Raw genomic sequence first — 14,423 nt, forward strand, 5'->3', positions numbered from 1 at the left:
CTCTGTTTTTTTCTTTATCTTTGTTCCGAATTGGTTTCGGATGAAGATTCTCGTCATTCGGATTAAAAGGGAATTGGGTGTAAGTCCCAAACAGTCCCGCTGCTGTGAAGCTCCGTTTATATATCTTGGAAACATCTTTTGCCACTGGTGTCGGATTTGAAACATCGGGAAGGCTTCAGGATAAGGAGTAAGTCAGAAGACCTGCCATTCATCAAAGGCTGTTTTTACTCGTGGGATTAGGAAAGCAGTACGAAAAAAGATTAACTTCAAAAAAGATGGAAAGGTGGTATGCCGATGAAAAAGGTATGTCCTCGTTGTGGTGCTGCTTTTGAGTGCCGGCATGACAATATAAGGTTGTGTCATTGTGCAAGTGTAAAACTGGACGCATTCCAATACGCTTATATTAAAGAAAATTACACAGACTGTTTGTGTCATTCATGCTTGGAGGACATTGCACATAGCGTGAAGGACGACACATCTTCCGGAAAGCTAAGTATTGAACGAATCTAACTATATTATACTATGGAACTTTTAAGAAATCTTTTTGAAGGTTACCCCAACCTATGGGGTGGAGGAGTGGCACACTCCGTACTTATTTTGTCGCTTGTCATTGCATTTGGTATCATGTTGGCTAAAATAAAAGTGGCAGGTATTTCTTTGGGAGTCACCTGGATTTTATTTGTCGGCATTGTATTCGGGCATTTTAATTTGAACCTGGACGAGCACTTACTTCATTTTCTGAAGGAATTCGGACTGATTCTGTTTGTTTATTCCATTGGTTTACAAGTGGGACCAGGGTTCTTTTCCGCTTTCAAGAAAGGAGGTTTTACACTGAATGTATTGGCTATGACGGTTGTTTTCGCGGGAGTCATTATTACGGTTTCCATACATCTTATAACAGGTATACCTATAACGACCATGGTGGGCATCCTTTCAGGGGCGGTAACCAATACTCCCGGACTGGGTGCGGCTCAACAGGCAAATAGTGATTTGAATGGAATTGATGCCCCGGAGATCGCTTTGGGATATGCCGTGGCGTATCCGTTGGGAGTGGTAGGGTGTATTTTGTCTTTGCTGGGACTAAAATATCTTCTTCATATTAATACAAAACAAGAGGAAGCCCACGCAGAGCAGGGGTTGGGACATCTACAGGAACTAACTGTCCGGCCTGTTTCTCTGGAAGTCAGAAATGAAGCCTTGGAAGGGAAAAGAATCAAAGAAATACGTCCGTTGGTAAACCGCAATTTCGTTGTATCACGTATCCGTCACCATGACGGAAAGAAAGAGACGGAGCTGGTCAACTCTGATACGGTATTGCACCTGCAGGATAAAATATTGGTGATTGCCACTCCAATAGATATGGAGGCTATCACAGCTTTTTTTGGTAAACCGATTGATATGGAATGGGAGCAGTTGAATAAGGAGTTAGTGTCCCGCCGTATTTTGATAACTAAACCAGAATTGAACGGCAAAACACTTTCACAGCTAAAGATCCGCAATAATTTTGGTGCCAGTGTCACTCGTGTCAATCGTTCGGGAGTTGATTTAGTAGCCGCCCCGCAACTACAGTTACAAATGGGAGATCGTGTTACCATTGTGGGGAGTGAGTTAGCAGTAAGCCACGCTGAGAAAGTATTGGGTAATTCGATGAAACGGCTGAACCATCCCAATCTGATTCCTATTTTTCTGGGTATTGCTTTAGGATGTATTTTAGGGAGTCTTCCTTTTATGTTTCCCGGCATTCCTCAGCCTGTCAAGCTGGGATTAGCAGGAGGACCATTGATTGTATCCATCCTTATCAGCCGTTTTGGACCGCAGTATAAACTGATTACCTACACTACAATGAGTGCTAATCTGATGATTCGCGAAATCGGCATATCACTTTTTCTGGCTTGTGTGGGACTGGGAGCCGGCAGAGGGTTTGTAGAAACAATTATTTATGAGGGAGGCTATGTGTGGATTGGTTATGGCATCATTATCACTGTGCTTCCTCTGTTATTGGCAGGAATCATCGGACGTTGTGTCTTTAAGTTAAATTATTACACGTTGATCGGTGTGCTGGCCGGATCGACCACCAATCCGCCGGCATTGGCTTATTGTAATGACCTGACTTCGTGCGATGCGCCTGCGGTTGGTTATGCCACGGTTTATCCATTGACCATGTTCCTGCGGGTACTTACTGCACAAATCCTTATTTTGGCATTAGGTTAACTTTAGAAATAACAACATTACGCGGTGCGAAACAAGATTTGGATAAAATGAAAGGTTGCATCATGTCTTTCTTTCCTATCTTTTTTGTACTTTTGCGCCCGATTTAAAAAAGTGAGCATTATGACTACAAATGAATCTTTGATTTCCATATCCAAGTTCATTGCCGGATATTCGGCCCATCTGATGGGAGCAGGTGTGCACACCTCACGTGTCATCCGTAACTCGAAGCGTATCGGAGAAGCCTATGGGGTGGATGTGAAGTTGAGTGTTTTTCATAAAAACATTATCCTGACCATTATTGATAACGAAACGGGTGAGGCCTGTAACGAAGTAATTGATATTCCTGCCCATCCGATCAGTTTTGAACACAACTCTGAATTGAGTGCTTTGAGTTGGGAGGTTTATGACAAACATCTGCCTTTACACGAGATGGCGGACAAGTTCAATAAAATTATATCGGCACCGAAAATAGATCCGTTGTTTGTGCTTTTGCTGGTTGGATTCGCCAATGCTTCGTTCTGTAAGTTGTTTGGTGGTGATATCATTTCTATGAGCATTGTCTTTTCGGCTACTATCACGGGACTTTTCCTGAAGCAACAGATGCAGAAGAAGAAAATAAATCATTATATCATTTTTATTGTTTCCGCTTTTGTTGCGTCATTATGTGCGTCGACAGCACTTATTTTTGACACTACCTCTGAGATAGCCCTTGCAACCAGCGTGCTTTATCTGGTACCGGGCGTGCCGCTGATCAATGGTGTGATCGATATTGTAGAAGGATATATCCTCACGGGATTTGCCCGGTTGACGGAGGCTGCCCTGCTGATTGTCAGCATTGCGATAGGTCTTTCGTTTACATTGTTAATGGTTAAAAACAGTTTGATATGATAGCTTTAGATATTCTTTCCGATGGATTTTTTGCCGCAATTGCGGGTATTGGTTTTGGGGCTATATCCGATCCGCCGTTGCGGGCTTTCAAGATGATTGCGTTACTTGCGGCTGCCGGACATGCCTGCCGTTATTGCCTGATGACTTTTCTGGGGGTGGATATTGCTACGGCTTCTTTGTTCGGAGCATTGATTATCGGTTTCGGCAGCTTGTGGCTCGGGCAGAAAGTATATTGCCCGATGACCGTACTCTATATACCGGCATTGCTTCCGATGATTCCGGGTAAGTTTGCTTATAACATGGTGTTTTCACTGATTATGAGTCTGCAAACAATGAACGAGCCGGAGCGGCTGGGTAAATACATGGAGACATTCTTTGCCAACGGACTGGTGACCTGTACCGTTATCTTTATGTTGGCGGTGGGAGCCACTTTCCCCATGTTCCTGTTTCCTCACAAAGCATTTTCCCTGACGCGGCATTAATAAATTAATCTGTTTAATAAGAATCTATATTTTATGGAGATATTCTGGAAAACTATTGCGTATTATAATTCTGCTACCTGGATCTATCAGTTGCTGATCATTGTTGCCGGCTTGCTGCTGACAGTGATGCTAATAAAGAATCCCCGTCCATGGGTGAAGATGGGCATGAAACTGTATATGATTTTTCTGTATTTGTGGATTGCCATCGCATACTATGCCATCTGTTGTGACGAGCGCAGCTATAACGGGGCATTGGCTGTGTTTTGGATTGTTATGGCTACGATATGGGTGTGGGATGCCGTCACCGGATATACCACTTTTGAGCGTACGCATAAATACGATATGCTTTCGTACGTGCTGTTGGCTTTGCCATTCGTATATCCTTTGGTGTCTGTCGCAAGGGGACTTGCTTTTCCCGGCATTACATCGCCGGTGATGCCTTGCTCGGTAACCGTTTTCACCATCGGTCTGCTTCTGTTATTCTCGCGCAAAGTGAATATGTTTCTGGTATTGTTCCTGTGCCATTGGTCTCTTATCGGTTTGTCGAAAACTTACTTCTTTAATATTCCGGAAGATTTTCTGCTGGCCAGTGCAACGATTCCCGCATTATACCTCTTTTTCCGGGAGTATTTCCTCAACAATCTGCATGCCGATACCAAGCCTAAAGCAAAATATATTAATTGGTTACTTATTCTTGTCTGCGTATCTATCGGGATTTTACTGACCACGACCATGTTTCTGGAACTGGTGCCGACCCAGCAGCCATAGCGCATTTTTACAGACAAAGATATACCCTTAGAGAGAAATATCCGTATCTTTGCAGGATAAAAACTGACAATATGGAGTATAGGATGATTTCTCAGTTTCTGATAGCAGCCCCTTCTTCGGGCAGCGGAAAGACAACGGTCAGTCGCGGATTAATGGCACTATTGATAAAGAAAGGGTTGAAAGTACAACCTTTCAAGTGCGGGCCCGACTATATCGATACCAAATATCATACGGCAGTTTGCGGGCGTCCTTCCATTAACCTGGATACCTTTATGGCTTCGGCAGAGCATGTGGGGGAACTTTATGCCCGCTATGCCACAGGGGCCGATGCCTGTATTGTGGAGGGGATGATGGGCATGTATGACGGATATGACCGTGACCGGGGTTCTTCGGCCGAAATAGCCCGCTTGCTGAATTTACCCGTCGTATTGGTAGTCGATGCCAAGTCGGCGGCCTACTCGATGGCTCCTCTGCTTTCGGGTTTCCTTCATTTCCGTCCTGAGATAAGAATAGCGGGAGTTATCTTTAACCGTGTAGGGTCTCCCCGTCATTACGAAATGCTACAGGAAGTATGTAGCGAATTGGGTATTTCCTGTTTAGGATATTTGCCTAAGCGGGAGAATCTGGTGCAGGAATCCCGTTACTTGGGGTTGGACTTCAGCCGTTCGGGAGGGACGGATGCACTTGAGGAGTTGACCGCCTTAATGGAAACACACATCGACTATACCCGCCTGCTTGAAGAGACAATGCTTCCTGCCCCCATACCTTCTACTCCGGATACTTTCCGACAAGGAGATTTAAAAATATCCGTGGCATGCAGTGCAGAGTCTTTTTCTTTCATCTATCAGGAACATCTGGATATACTTCGCCGTTTGGGAACCGTTACCTTTTTCAATCCTGAACACAATCGTCCGTTGCCGAAAGGAACCGATCTGCTCTATCTTCCCGGAGGCTATCCGGAGAAATGTCATACCCGGCTGAGTCGGGCTTGGCGAAGAATGCAGTCTGTCCGTAACTATGTAGAGGCGGGCGGGCGCGTGCTTGCCGAATGCGGAGGGATGATTTACCTTTCTAAAGGTATTCTCTTCGACCGGCCGGAACATCCGGGGATTGCGACCGGACCGCAAACAGGGGTATTTCCTTTCTATATTTCAAGCCGTAAAGCTGATAGGCGTTTGACGTTGGGGTATCGGTCTTTCGATTATAACGGACAGCATCTTCGCGGCCACGAGTTCCACTATACGCAATTCGAACCGAAGACGGAAGAACTGCCGGAGTCTGTCACTCAGGCATACAATGCCAAGGGAATACCTGTCGGTACACCTGTGTTCCGATACAAAAACGTGATAGCCAGTTACACGCATCTATACTGGGGAGAGATTGATTTACTTAAATTATTTGAATAATGAAACGAATCTATACACGGACCGGCGACCGGGGAACAACCGGTATTCATGGTGGAGAACGGGTAGAAAAAGACGATATCCGGATTGAAGCAAACGGAACCATCGATGAATTGAATGCGGTGATCGGCATCATCCGTTCATTGCTTCCGCAAACACATGATTGGCAAAGGTTGCTGCATACCCTCCAGCAGGAGTTGATGGTGGTTATGAGTCATGTAGCGACCCCGTCGGCCATTCGCGACAAGAACCCGAACAGTCTATCACCTCATCTGGCAACCTTCTGTGAGCAGGAAATGGATGCGATGACGGCCGAGCTGAAAGAGAATGGTTATTTCCTGCTGCCCGGAGGCACACCGGTTTCTGCCCAATTGCAGTTTGCCCGCACAGTTGCCCGAAGAGCAGAACGCCGTCTTTGGACTTTGAACCGGCAAGATGCCGTCCCGGAAGAAATCCTGAGCTTTATTAACCGCTTGTCCGACCTGTTTTTTGTTATGGCACGCTATGACATGCAACAACAGGACTGGCCGGAAGAGCGCTGGCAGTCGTTCGCATATAAGACAAAGAAAAAATAAGGGGCCTATCCCAAATTCTGTCAAAACAAAGCAAACATAATGATTAGCAAAACTCCTTTGGACAATGTAGCCAAACTGAATAAGATTTGTGCCGATGCACAAATCGGATGGTGGGAAGTGAACTTTAACACAGGACAATGCCTTATTGCGGAAACCCTGCTTAAGGCGCTGGAAGTCAGCAGTGAATTGTTGAGCATAGACGAATTAATGTCCACCGTACGCCGGGACTATCGTAAACGCATCACGGACGAATTCATGTCCATTCCCCAAAAAGGAGTATTCGAACAGACCTTTCCCGTATCTTCCAACCACGGTAACATCTTCTGGATGCATTGTGCACTGAGCATGGAAGAGGAAAATGAACAAGGGCAACTGATTGTTACCGGATATAGTCAACGGATAGAGAATCCGGCGGCAGAAGGTGATCAGTGTGTATGGAGTCAACGTAGCGAGAAGCTGTTTCATGATATATTCAATCATATTCCGGTCGGTCTCGAGCTATATAATAAAGAAGGGGTGCTGCTGGACTGCAATAATCGGAATCTTGAGATATTCGGCGTTACAGACAAGAACCGGATCATCGGTCTGAGTCTGTTTGAGAGTCCCAATGTGACTAAAGATATGCATGAAAGTCTTCAGGCGGGCCGCCCCGGTAGTTTCTATTTGCATTATAACTTCGATGAAGAATGTAAATTTTTCCAGTCAGAGCGGAGGGGGATGGCCGATTTGGACGTACAGACACTGATGCTTTATGATGCGGAAGGGAATCTGTCGAACTATCTGCTGATGAATATAGATAATACCGAACGCAATCATGCACTGAGCAAAGTGCATGATTTTGAGAACTTCTTCTCTATTATTTCCGACTATTCCAAGGTGGGATATGCGAAAATCAATCTGCTGGATCACACCGGATACGCCATCCGCCAGTGGTACAGGAATCTGGGAGAAAGCCATGATACACCTTTGGCAGATATTATCGGTATATTCTCACATATGCACCCCGATGACCGGAAGTTGGTACTCGATTTCTATGAAAAGGCCAAAGCGGGTACGGAACGTTTCTTTGACGGTGATCTGCGTATCCGCCGGGCAGAGGGTTCGGACGAATGGAACTGGATACATAAATCTTCCATGGTGACTGCCTACCAGTCGCCCGATCCGAGACTGGAATTAGTAGAGGTGAACTATGACATAACGGTCCAGAAAGAAACAGAGGCAGAGCTCAGGGCGGCCCGCGATAAAGCGGAAGAGTCCAACCGGTTGAAGTCCGCTTTTCTGGCAAATATCAGCCATGAAATACGTACGCCGCTTAATGCCATTGTCGGTTTTTCCGACCTTCTGATGACAGTGGACGATCCGGCGGAGCAGGAAGAGTTCCGCCAGACCATACAGAAAAACAACGTATTGCTCCTGCAACTGTTCTCCGATATCATCGACCTTTCTAAGATCGATGCAGGTTCGTTTGAGTATGTGCCGAAGCCTGTTTATCTTTATCAGTTCTGTGCCATGATGCTACAGAAGATGAAGGATAGAGTACCCGAAGGAGTAGAGTTACGGATCGATGAAGACTCACCGCTCGATGCCTGGTTCAACGCCGACAGCGGATACTTGAACCAGGTGATTACCAATTTCGTGAGCAATGCGATTAAGTTTACGCACCGGGGCACTATCACCATCGGTTACCAGATCGATGCCGCCCGGCAGCTTGAAATGTTTGTAGAAGATACCGGCATCGGTATCTCTGCTGAGAATCAGACGGCAGTTTTCGACCGCTTTATGAAAGTAGACAGTTTCGCACAGGGTACGGGCCTCGGCCTTCCTTTGTGCAAGAGCATTATCGAAAAGATGGGCGGACGTATCGGTGTCACTTCCGAATTTGGGAAGGGCTCACGCTTCTGGTTTACGCTTCCAGTTTCTTCTTGTATACCCACACGCTAAGTCCGAAATAAACAACGACCTGTATCCATAAGGTGATGTATTCCGGTTGTATGTCTGCCATATCGGCCCCCATCGAGTTCAGCTTGACGAAGGCGAGAGTGGCGGGTGCGGCCGGGATGATGTAGTGCATCATACGCCAATACCAGGGCATCAGCTCCAACGGATAGGAGACTCCCGACAGGAAAATCAGTCCCACCGAGAAGAAAGCGATCATCAGCAGTGGGGCTTCCGAATCGGTGAAGAAACGCGAGGCGGCCAACCCGAAGAAAGAGGTTGCCATCAGGTAAGGCACCATCATGGCGGTGATGTACAGTCCGTTCCCAATGTTTGGGATACTGAAGAAGTGGGGTAACAGCCCGAGCAGGAACATGGAAAAGATCGCATAAAGCCCGCAATATACAAATGTTTTTCCCGCCACAAGGCGCGTTGCCGCTCCCCAAAGCCCGTTTTTACCGGTCGTCCTGAATCCCGGAAGTAACGGCTCTGTGGCACGGTGCTGATATTCGTCGCCCGTCAGCATACCGATGACCATCAGCAATGTCTGAAAGATAATGACCATCATGACAGCCGGAATCAGATAGGAGCCATACCCTTCGGTGTGGTTATAGAGTGCCGTGCCTGCTATGTTGACAGGTTTAGCCATCATTACGGCAAGCAGTCCCTGCGGAGGAAGGAATACGGCACCATCCATGCGGTAGGCATCATTGAGGGCAAGGTATACGCGTGAAGTGGCTTCCTGCAACGCCTCGAAATAGAGAAAGGCATCTGTGGTGGCGTATAGCGAGAATACTGCTTCCCGTCCTTGAAAGACGCGGGTTTCGAAATCATGCGGAATATACAGAATGCCTTGCACTTTGCCTTCTTTCATCCATTCGCGGGCTTCCCGGTAGTCCATTGCCTGTGCATAGACGGCTACTTGCGGCGTGGCGTCCAGCCAACGGATGTATTGGCGGCTAAGGCTGCTGTGCGAGTTGTCGACAACTGCTACGGGAGCGTCGGTCACGATGTTGGGAGCATACATGTAATTATAGAGCAGCCCATAAACAAAGATACCTCCCATCAGCACCAACAGTACGGCATAACTGGTGCTGATGGCACGGAATTCACGTGTGATGATGAAGGAAATCTGCGATAGTTTACCGGATATTTTCATATTTACGACTGATTATGGCTCGTCTGAGGTGGGGGAGCATCGCCAATGCCAATAGCGGGAAGATACAAAGTATCACTGCCGAAGGCCATAGGTGGATGAATCCGCCACCATAGTAGAGCATGGTTTGTGTAATCTCGGTGTAATGGCGCACGGGGAACAGATAAGAGGCGTCTCGCACCAACGGATACATGTTGAGTACCGGGAAGGTGACGCCGGACAAGGTAGCCCCCAGCGATCCGACCATGGATACGATACTGATGATGATTGCCACGGCAGGAAACAGGGAGAAGATGAACAGAGCCAGTGCCTGGGTGGCGATAATGAAAAGTACCGTCATTCCATTGAGTAGCAACCAGTTCCCTTGAAAAGGTATGTGCAGGATGCCGAACATGACAAAGTTGCCCAGTATGCCGATCAGGCTGAAAATAAGTGTATAAGGCAGCAACTTGCCGATAACGGCTATCGTGATGTCACCCCCGGCCGCCTGTAACCATTCGCCGGCCGTACGGAACTTGATTTCGCTCCCCACCGCATATACCGTGATAAGCAGTACCAGCACCTGGAAGAGTACGAAAAAGAAGGGCTGGCTCAAGTAGACCGAGTAGTCCAGCGATGGATTGTAAATCGGGTGATTGTTGGCTTGTACGGGGAGCAGGAAGGTTTCTATCTGCTGTTCGTTTACGCCCAGTGCCACGGCCTTCATCACGATAGGTGAGAGGGCTACGGGAGCAAGCGAGCTTTCGAAGGCGGCCATCAGCTCGCCTCCCACCGAGAGCAGTGCATAGTGATAATAATAATTCAACGTAGCGTCCTGTCCCGATATCATATCTTGCTCAAAGCGTGGAGGAATGGAAAGGTAACCATATATTTCTTTCTGCTGTACCGCTTTGCGTGCTTCGGCTTCGTCGACGAAGTGACGAACCACCCGGAAGGTGGGTACGGCAGACATCCGCCGGGTAATATCCCTCGAGGTGGCCGTATTGTCTTGGTCGACAATGCCGATGGGGATGTTCTCCATCTGTCCGTTGCCGAATATGGTAGCCATGAAGAAAAGCGTGAATAGCGGAAGCACCAGGCAGACGCCGAAGTAAAGGCGCCGTGAGGTCATCCGTCGCCACTCACGTTGTACGACACGGGTGATAGGGGATTGTTGCATAATGATTGGTTTTTGAGTTTGATTCACCACAGAGGACACAGAGGGCACAGAGTTTAAATTTTCTGTTTATAGAATATTAAAGAGAAAAATATATTTTCTCTGTGCCCTCTGTGTCCTCTGTGGTGAATCGTATTCATTTCTATTCTCTATTTGATCTCCACCAATACCGACATCCCCGGACGCAACCCTTCCACTTTCCGGGTAGGGCGGGCGTGGATCTCGAAAGTCCGTAAGTCGTAGCTTCCTGTTTGTTTGGTCGACTTCCAGGTGGCAAAACTCCCCAGCGGACTGATATAGTAGATTTTAAACTCGATTCCCTTTTCGGCGAGGGCCGGCACGTCTCCAATGAATGTACCTCCCATGCGGAAGTTTGGCATCAGGTCCTCCCTTACATTGAGAACGACATGCACGTCGTCCATCACTACCAGATTCATGATCGGAGTGCCCGGTGCCACAAGTTCGCCCCGTTTGGGGAAGATAGTTGCTATCTGCCCGTCTTCCGGCGCAATCAGGCGGGCATCCACCAGCAGTGATGAAATTTCATCGACCGTGCTGTTGGCCGCGTTTACCATGGAGCGGGCCGAAGCTTTATCTTCACTCTGCGCCCCGTCCACTGCCATCTGGTATTGTTCGTAGGCCGCACGCTCGGCTGCCTGAGCCGCTTTATACATGGCTTCTACCTCGTCCTTGCGTTGAGAGGTGACCACGCTGTCCTTGTATAAGGTGAGGATGCGGTTATACGTTGTCCGTGCCAGTGCCAGGTCACTCTGGGTTTTGTTCCACAGTTGCTGCGCCGTAGCTATGATTTGCCGGCGGGTTCCGGCATCTATCTTCTTGTTTTGCTCTACAGCCACTTGCTTTAATGCGTCCACCTGGCGGTATTTCGCCTCTACGGTGGGACTGTTGATGACCACCAACGTATCACCCTGTTTCACCCACTCGCCTTCGTCCACCAGGAAGGTGTCGATGCGTCCCGGCAGTTTGCCGCTGATACGGATTTCGGTTGCTTCGGCCTGACCTTGCAGGATCAGGGGCTGGCGGCGCATGGCAATCATTCCGATGGCAGTGAACAAGGCTACTGCCACAAGTACGGCGATGAAGGCGATGCTTAAGGTTCTGCCTTTTTTAGATTCTGACTTCTCCATCTCTTTATTATTGTTTTATTGATTATTTTGCAGGTTCGAGTATTGTTCCGGTATGCCGCAGAGTGCCAGCAGATTCATCAGGGTTACGTCATACTCGTAGTAGGCTGCCAGTCTGGCCACCTTTGTTTTCGATAGCAGAGTTTCTGCGTCTACTACTTCTGTTGAAGTCGCCATTCCCTCGGCGAAGGCTTTTTTCCGCATCCGCACCAATTCTTCGCTCAACTCGATGGTAGTGTTCAGTGCCCGCACGTTATCAAGCGCCTTTTGCAGACCGGTGTACAGTTTGTCCACTCCGACGGAAAGATCGTCACGTGCTTTCTCCTGCCCCAATGCGAGAGTCTGTTGGGTCAGGCGCGATTGCCGGATCCGCTTCTCCCGTTCCAGTCCGTCGAAAAGGTTCCAGGTGAAACCTATGCCGACCATGGTGCGAGGCAGCAGATTGCTTTGTATGCCATGAGAGTAAAGCGTCTGCTTACCGAAGAGGGCGATATTGGGCAGATAGCCGCTCTGGTCTATCCGGACCTGTTGCTTGGCCATGTGTTCCTGAAGGTTCAGTTGGTTGAGCAGGTAGTTGCTGATGCCTACCACCTGCAAAAACTCCATCTTGGGAGGTAGGGTATCATTGATAAACAGGGGAGAGGAAGGTGTGATGTCTCCGCTTGTTTCCAGATTGAGCAGGGTTTTCAGCGTACGTTGCACCACGGCCTCTTCCTTGCGGGCGGCTTCCAGCTCGCGCAGTGCCTCGTCCATGTTGACTTGGGCAAAGAGGCGTGCCGCCTTGTCTATCATGCCGGTGGCCTCCAGCTTTAACGCATTCTCGTAATGGAGCTTCAGTGCTTGGTACGATTCCCGGCGGACACTGACGACTTCCTGCGCCAGGCGCAGGCCGTAATAACTTTCGGCAAGCAGCGTGCGCTGCGTGGCGTCTACCTGTGCCCGGTTTTCACGGGCGAGGTCTATCATTGTGTTACCTATCTTGGTGGCATGAATACGTTTGCCTCCGGCAAAGAGCACCCATTCGGCGGTGAGGTCTACAGTGGTCAGGTTACGCGGCGCCAACGGGAAAATAAGTGTGTTCGTACCAATCTGGTCGAGTATGGACGATATGATCTTATCATCCGGCAGGATGGTATGTACAAAGTCTTTGGCCGGATCGGTGAACTGGGAAAGAGGTTGTTTCACTTCGATCTTTTCGGAAAGGTGCACAAATGCGCCCGTCGATTGCAGGCTGGGCATCCAGAAGGCATTGAGCTTTCCCCGTTCGGCACGGGCTATGTCGATACCTTTGTCGGCTATCTTGAGGCTTTGGTTGCCCTTGTGCAGCAGTTGCAACGCTTCATCAAAGCTGAGTTGCTGCTGCGAAGTTTCCCGCGTGGGAGGGAGGCTTTGCGCCAGAACGGTGTTGCTGTATAAGAGTATTTCTGCCGCTATCATCAGCGCGACAGGTATTTTCTTTTTTTCCATACGTCTGTTACGGTTTAGGTTTATGAGTCCTTGTAACAGACGAGGGGGGAGGTTTGTTCAGAAAATGTAAGGGAATGCCGTCTTTATAATTCGACTTCTTTGTCCAACTTTGAAGGATGTTGGTGAGTATGGAACAAAGTTACGATGTATATGCTTTCTTCCTTTTCATCTACATAATATATAATTTTATAAGGATTTACGAGTAAGTATCGGCAGCTAATCTTTTTCTCTTTGGCAAGTATCAGTTCTACAGGTCCTCGGAATGGGTTATTGATTAGTTGCAATGTTTTTTGTTCAATGGTTCTTGCCAGGCGATCGGTTGCTTTGTTACCAAACTCTTGTTGGCTGTATTCTAAAATTTCAATAACCCTTCTTTGTGCTTGAATTGTCCATGCTATCTTCATCATAATAGATAGTGTTTAAAAGTAGTGTGCATTTCTTGGCTGCTGATGATTTGTCCTTGTTGTATTTCATCTATTGCTTGTTCTATTTCTTCTTTAATTTCATCTTCTGTGAGCTGGCAGGGAGCTGCTTTCTTAACAGCAGTTTTCTCTCTCAAACCGAGCACATCGTGAAGTTTCTGCTTCACTTTGTCGATGATCTCTTTGCTGTCTATATTGGCAATAGTCCGGATCAATTCTGCTTTCTCTGCTTCCAATTCAAGATAAGCCATACTATTGTAAGCTACTACCGGTTCGGATATTTTGGTTGTTTCCTCTTCTTGTTGCTTGTATTTTTTAGACTCCTTCATAATGCGTCTTGTTTTTTTAGTATGAATACAAAGATAATAAATTAATTGATAGCGAATAAGGTTCCGTTCAGAATTAATTTCATTTGCCTAATTGATGTCTATAAAACGTTTTCGGAATCAAAAAGACGGCTAATGGCCTTTTCCGCTAACTATCCCTTTTCATCTTCTTGCCCATATAGGAGAGAATGTCCCGGAACTTTCCGCTTCTTCGCCCGGAAAGCCGGGCTTGGGAGGAGGAAGAGCCGGCGTTTTCACCTTGAAGAGCCGGCATTTCGACTAAAAGAAGTAAGCATTTGCTCCGAAAGACGGTTGCGTTTTTCAAAAATGAATAAGAGTTTTGCCCAATATCTCTATATGTTTTCTTCCATTACATATATTGTTCTTGTTTGGGAGTGAAAACAGTGGTCCTATTTCTCTGGTTGCTTTCGTAGAGTGATAGGTTGATGATTGATAAAAATATGATATTTTATTGGTTTTTGTTTCTGT

14 protein-coding genes and 1 riboswitch are annotated in these 14,423 nt (G+C 47.4%); of the genes, 8 read left to right on the forward strand and 6 right to left on the reverse strand.

Annotated features, from left to right (window positions below):
• Nucleotides 1–14: 14 nt before the first annotated feature.
• Nucleotides 15–224, forward strand: a riboswitch (cobalamin riboswitch).
• Between the two features lie 64 nt (nt 225–288).
• The 8 genes from KO473_RS07305 to KO473_RS07340 all read left to right on the forward strand — a co-directional run bounded on the left by KO473_RS07305 (nt 289) and on the right by KO473_RS07340 (nt 8,268).
• Nucleotides 289–510 (forward strand): cysteine-rich CWC family protein, encoded by a 222-nt coding sequence (locus tag KO473_RS07305; RefSeq protein ID WP_229067049.1) that lies wholly within the window; start codon nt 289–291, stop codon nt 508–510.
• Nucleotides 511–522: 12 nt separating this feature from the next.
• Nucleotides 523–2,211, forward strand: a complete 1,689-nt coding sequence (locus KO473_RS07310) for a putative transporter (protein WP_005777975.1) — start codon at nt 523–525, stop codon at nt 2,209–2,211.
• A gap of 120 nt (nt 2,212–2,331) precedes the next feature.
• Nucleotides 2,332–3,099 (forward strand): threonine/serine exporter family protein, encoded by a 768-nt coding sequence (locus KO473_RS07315; protein WP_005806347.1) that lies wholly within the window; start codon nt 2,332–2,334, stop codon nt 3,097–3,099.
• Nucleotides 3,096–3,581, forward strand: a complete 486-nt coding sequence (locus KO473_RS07320; protein WP_005777972.1) for a threonine/serine exporter family protein — start codon at nt 3,096–3,098, stop codon at nt 3,579–3,581. Before KO473_RS07315 ends, KO473_RS07320 begins: the two co-directional genes overlap by 4 nt.
• A gap of 33 nt (nt 3,582–3,614) precedes the next feature.
• Nucleotides 3,615–4,349 carry a DUF6064 family protein gene (locus KO473_RS07325; protein WP_005820389.1) on the forward strand — a complete coding sequence of 245 codons (735 nt, stop codon included), beginning with the start codon at nt 3,615–3,617 and terminating at the stop codon, nt 4,347–4,349.
• 71 nt (nt 4,350–4,420) lie between these two features.
• Entirely contained in the window at nt 4,421–5,755 is a 1,335-nt protein-coding gene (locus KO473_RS07330; protein ID WP_032537089.1) for a cobyrinate a,c-diamide synthase, read from the forward strand.
• Complete coding sequence (locus KO473_RS07335; protein ID WP_032537088.1) at nt 5,755–6,327, forward strand: cob(I)yrinic acid a,c-diamide adenosyltransferase; 573 nt, start codon at nt 5,755–5,757, stop codon at nt 6,325–6,327. Before KO473_RS07330 ends, KO473_RS07335 begins: the two co-directional genes overlap by 1 nt.
• Before the next feature lie 36 nt (nt 6,328–6,363).
• Nucleotides 6,364–8,268, forward strand: coding sequence for an ATP-binding protein (locus KO473_RS07340; RefSeq protein ID WP_122130884.1), 1,905 nt, complete (start codon nt 6,364–6,366; stop codon nt 8,266–8,268).
• Here KO473_RS07340 and KO473_RS07345 read toward each other — a convergent pair.
• The 6 genes from KO473_RS07345 to KO473_RS07370 all read right to left on the reverse strand — a co-directional run bounded on the left by KO473_RS07345 (nt 8,231) and on the right by KO473_RS07370 (nt 13,937).
• Nucleotides 8,231–9,421 (reverse strand): ABC transporter permease, encoded by a 1,191-nt coding sequence (locus KO473_RS07345; RefSeq protein WP_122130887.1) that lies wholly within the window; start codon nt 9,419–9,421, stop codon nt 8,231–8,233. The genes KO473_RS07340 and KO473_RS07345 overlap by 38 nt on opposite strands.
• Entirely contained in the window at nt 9,405–10,577 is a 1,173-nt protein-coding gene (locus tag KO473_RS07350; protein WP_032537408.1) for an ABC transporter permease, read from the reverse strand. The genes KO473_RS07345 and KO473_RS07350 overlap by 17 nt, the downstream gene beginning before the upstream one ends.
• A 146-nt stretch (nt 10,578–10,723) precedes the next feature.
• Nucleotides 10,724–11,722: an HlyD family secretion protein gene (locus tag KO473_RS07355; protein WP_122130889.1), complete on the reverse strand. Its 999-nt coding sequence runs from the start codon at nt 11,720–11,722 to the stop codon at nt 10,724–10,726.
• Nucleotides 11,723–11,737: 15 nt separating this feature from the next.
• Nucleotides 11,738–13,186: a TolC family protein gene (locus tag KO473_RS07360; RefSeq protein WP_005820376.1), complete on the reverse strand. Its 1,449-nt coding sequence runs from the start codon at nt 13,184–13,186 to the stop codon at nt 11,738–11,740.
• An 83-nt stretch (nt 13,187–13,269) separates the two neighbouring features.
• A complete protein-coding gene (locus KO473_RS07365; protein ID WP_005777957.1) occupies nt 13,270–13,593 on the reverse strand; it encodes a type II toxin-antitoxin system RelE/ParE family toxin in 324 nt (107 codons plus the stop codon).
• A complete protein-coding gene (locus tag KO473_RS07370; RefSeq protein WP_005820374.1) occupies nt 13,590–13,937 on the reverse strand; it encodes a hypothetical protein in 348 nt (115 codons plus the stop codon). Before KO473_RS07370 ends, KO473_RS07365 begins: the two co-directional genes overlap by 4 nt.
• Nucleotides 13,938–14,423: the final 486 nt, after the last annotated feature.

The sequence above is a fragment of the Bacteroides sp. HF-4919 genome (genome assembly GCF_018860125.1).